This is a genomic window from Phyllobacterium sp. (assembly GCF_037994405.1).
Lineage (GTDB): Bacteria > Pseudomonadota > Alphaproteobacteria > Rhizobiales > Rhizobiaceae > Phyllobacterium.
Window position 1 is genome coordinate 1 of record NZ_JBBNAN010000419.1, and the last position, 2,233, is coordinate 2,233.

Sequence of the window (2,233 nt, forward strand, 5' to 3'; positions counted from 1 at the left end):
GGAAGTCGATGCCGAAATCCTGTTGGCCGCTGCTCTTGGCGCGCGCGTCGAGGCGGGCCGTAGGACGGCCGATGATGCGGAAGTCCTTTGGATTTTTCAGCGTCACCTTCTCGGGTACGGGCAGAGCCATGGCGGCCTCGGCCAATTCGCCATAACCAAGCTTGCGGCCGTCGGAACCAAGTACCGCGCCGGCCTCAGTGCCCAGCGTTGACACGTCAACGTTCCAACGCGCCGCCGCCGCACTGAGCAACATGGCGCGGACGCGCGCGCCGAGTTCGCGATATTGCGTAAAGCTGTTCTTGATCGTGTGCGAACCGCCAGTGAGATGAATGCCAAAGAGCGGGTCAACATAGGCCATGTCATTGGTGCCGAGCTGGCTGCGCACCAGGCTCCAGTCCGTGTCGAGTTCCTCGGCAAGGATCATGGGCAAGGCTGTGTGTACACCCTGGCCGAACTCAAGACGATTGATTATTACAGTAACCTCGCCATTGGGCGCGATGTGCACAAAGGCGGATGGCTGTTCCGCAGGCTTGAGATTGCTGGCCGTCTCGGCAGCAGCGCTGGACTGCGCGGTGGCGAAATGTGGAAAAACGCCAATTGCCAGTCCGAGTCCTCCAGTCAACTTGAGGAAGCTGCGGCGCGCCAGCGCGTGGTTGGTCGTGGATCGGCCTCGCTCGAGCATGTGCTGCAGTGCGCGTGGCAATTCGCTATAATCGATGTTGGGCAACATAGGACGTCTCCTTTAGACGAGAGTGCTGGCGGCGTCGGCGATAGCGGCGCGGATACGGACATAGGTTCCGCAGCGACAGATATTGCCTTCCATCGCAGTATCGATTTCAGCGGTCGTTGGCAGAGTACCTGCGGGCAGCGATGCAAGAAAAGCGGTCGCGCTCATGATCTGACCGCTCTGACAGTATCCGCACTGCGCCACGTCGTGTTTAACCCACGCAGCGTGCACAGCGGCGCCGACACGGTCGGTGCCATCAGTCACTTTTTCGATCGTGGTGATTTTCAAGCCCTCGGCGGCAGAGATGGGCGTGCTGCACGAGCGGGTCGCCTCGCCATCCAGATGGACGGTGCAGGCGCCGCAAAGTCCTGCGCCGCAGCCGAACTTGGTGCCGGTCATGCCTAGGGTGTCACGCAGGACCCAAAGGATCGGGGTCTCAGGGTCGGCGTCGGCCTCGTGCTGGCGGCCGTTGATATTCAGTACGATCATGGCTGGTCGGTTCTCCTGGTTTGTTCCAAAGGAATGCGCGCGAAGCGCGACGCCTCCGGTTTTTTCGCCGGCCGCGACGACCCGCGATTTTTGGTGCGATGGCGATTGGGTGCCAGTCTTCAAACCCAGACACCGTTGATCCGAGTTCTGCTCTTTGCGACGATAACCCGCCTGACAAAGCGGGATTAGATGGCGTAATCTGCATGACCTTAGAAATGTTATTTCTAAATGCGCATCGAAAAAGCGAGCCATCCACATTCCTGCGGCGACCAGGTGTGCCGCTAAACTCGATGTTCATTCCATTCAGTCGCGAGCCATCTCCGCCTACTGCGACAAGGATTTCAGGTATGCGATAATATTTTGCCGATCCTCAGGCTTGGGCACACTCACTGTCATCGTCGTTTTCGGAACCACTTCGCGGGGAGATGTAAGAAACCGATCCAGCGTTGCCTCGTCCCACACCAATCCGGAGGACCTCATGGCTGGTGAATACCGGAAGCCCTCGATGGAGCCGGCCGGGCGCCCGATAATGCCGCCCAGGGCGGGACCGGGTTTTATCTGATGGGTCGAATGACAGGCCGAACAGCGCTGAAATGCTTTCTGCCCCAAGGCAACTTCCTCCGCCAGGGCAGGAGCTATCATTGAGAGAAGAACCAGTGCAGAGGACGCGACATAGGCCCGGATTTTTTTCATGGATGTTTTTCCCGATTTGGCAATGCGCCTGAAAGGATGATTGGGGTTGTATGGGCCCGTATTTGGTTGCACCTTTGGCTCACGGATACCGCTGGTTGCTCCGGAATGGATCGGGTCGCGGCTCCGACTTGCTCTGCAACGGCGATAGTTCGCCTGCCAAAGTCATCTTCAGCGCCTTCAGCAGCATAGTTAAGGATCGTCTCGAAGCTGCCGGCGATCGCTTGAGGCTGCTGCACCTTCCTGCGGAACGGCAGTTTCACGTTGGTTGCCCACATCAGGCTCCTTGGTTCTTGTTGAGCGGTTGATGTCAGCGGAGATTTGAGG

At 58.7% G+C, this 2,233-nt stretch carries 4 protein-coding genes; all 4 read right to left on the reverse strand.

The annotated features are described in order from the left end of the window. Positions 1-730 (reverse strand): molybdopterin cofactor-binding domain-containing protein (locus AAAC48_RS22915; RefSeq protein WP_340656403.1); only part of this gene is annotated, 730 nt, incomplete at its 3' end. A 12-nt stretch (positions 731-742) separates the two neighbouring features. Then, positions 743-1,216, reverse strand: a complete 474-nt coding sequence (locus AAAC48_RS22920) for a (2Fe-2S)-binding protein (RefSeq protein ID WP_340656404.1) — start codon at positions 1,214-1,216, stop codon at positions 743-745. Between the two features lie 324 nt (positions 1,217-1,540). Then, positions 1,541-1,909 (reverse strand): cytochrome c family protein, encoded by a 369-nt coding sequence (locus AAAC48_RS22925; RefSeq protein WP_340656405.1) that lies wholly within the window; start codon positions 1,907-1,909, stop codon positions 1,541-1,543. Next, the coding region (locus AAAC48_RS22930; RefSeq protein ID WP_340656406.1) for a hypothetical protein at positions 1,906-2,233 on the reverse strand (328 nt) is incomplete at its 5' end. The genes AAAC48_RS22930 and AAAC48_RS22925, both read right to left, overlap by 4 nt.